The sequence below is a fragment of the Arthrobacter sp. Y3223164 genome (assembly GCF_059091005.1).
Map to the genome: position 1 here is coordinate 1 of NZ_JBNHGF010000581.1, position 1294 is coordinate 1294.

Genomic DNA, 1294 nt, shown 5'->3' on the forward strand with positions numbered 1-1294 from the left:
GTCGAGGTCCCGGTCGCGGGCGGCGTGCGGCATGGGTGCGTCCTTTCGCGTCATGCGGGCGGCTGCGGCGGGCGTGCCGTTCCCGGGGGACTCCAAGCTTCGGCACGGTCCACCTCAAGCGTACGACGGCGGCGCCTCGCCTTTCGCCGAAGGGTCCCAGAGGCGCCGGTCGCCCGGCGTCATCCGGATCGCGGCGGTTACTTGGGCGCAGCCCGGGAGCGCCGGTTACTCCCCCGCCCACCGACCCTCGGGTTACTTGGCCGCCATCCGGTTCGCGCCGGTTACTCCCGGCCACCGGACCCTTCGGTTACTTGGGCGCCATCCGGATCGCGCCGTCCAGCCGGATGGTTTCGCCGTTGAGCATCGAGTTGGCCACAATGTGCGCAGCCAGCTCCGCATACTCGGCCGGCCGGCCCAGCCGGGACGGGTGCGGCACCTGCTGGCCCAGCGATTCCTGCGCCTGTTGCGGCAGCCCGGCCATCATGGGCGTCTCGAAGATGCCCGGCGCAATGGTGACCACCCGGATCAGCGAGCGCGCCAGTTCGCGGGCCAGCGGAAGCGTCATGGCAGCCACTCCGCCCTTGGACGCGGCGTAGGCGGGCTGGCCGATCTGGCCGTCGAAGGCCGCCACGGAGGCGGTGTTGATGATGACGCCACGCTCGGGCCCGCCCAGTTCGGTTTCCACCGGTTCGGTGGCCGCGATGGCGGCGGCGGCCAGGCGAATCACGTTGAAGGTGCCGACCAGGTTGACCTGTATGACCTTGGCAAACGCCTCCAGCGGCAGGACCCCGTCGCGGCCCAGCACTTTGCCCGGGGTGGCGACGCCGGCGCAGTTGACCACGATCCTCAGCGGTCCCAGTGCCGCGGCCTCCTCCACCGCGGCCTGCACCTGTTCTTCATGGGTCACGTCGGCGGGCGCGAACACGGCCCGGTCCCCGAGTTCGGCGGCGAGCTCTTTCCCCTTCGAGCCGGGCAGGTCCATCAGCACTACCGACGCACCGGCGGCATGCAGTCGGCGGGCCGTCGCAGCCCCCAGCCCCGATGCTCCGCCCGTGATCAACGCTACGGTTCCGGCTACCTCCACTGGATCCTCCTCCGGGTCCTCAACACTCATCCCTCCGGCCGCCTTCCTGCCGGCGGCATTGCAACCCTCAGCCTAGTGTGGCCCGGCGCACACCCCGGGCATCGGCGGGCAGATTCCGGCCTGCGCCGCGCCGATCCGCCGTTAGGCTGGTCCACATGCCCACCCTGCCCGGCGGCGGAGCACTCCGCCCGCCCAAGCCCGTTCTGGCGG

At 71.6% G+C, this 1294-nt stretch carries 1 protein-coding gene; it reads right to left on the reverse strand.

Annotation, left to right across the window (positions count from 1 at the left end; all coding sequences use genetic code 11):
* Positions 1-307 precede the first annotated feature (307 nt).
* Positions 308-1084 (reverse strand): SDR family NAD(P)-dependent oxidoreductase, encoded by a 777-nt coding sequence (locus AC5RUJ_RS16575; RefSeq protein ID WP_494002353.1) that lies wholly within the window; start codon positions 1082-1084, stop codon positions 308-310.
* Positions 1085-1294: the final 210 nt, after the last annotated feature.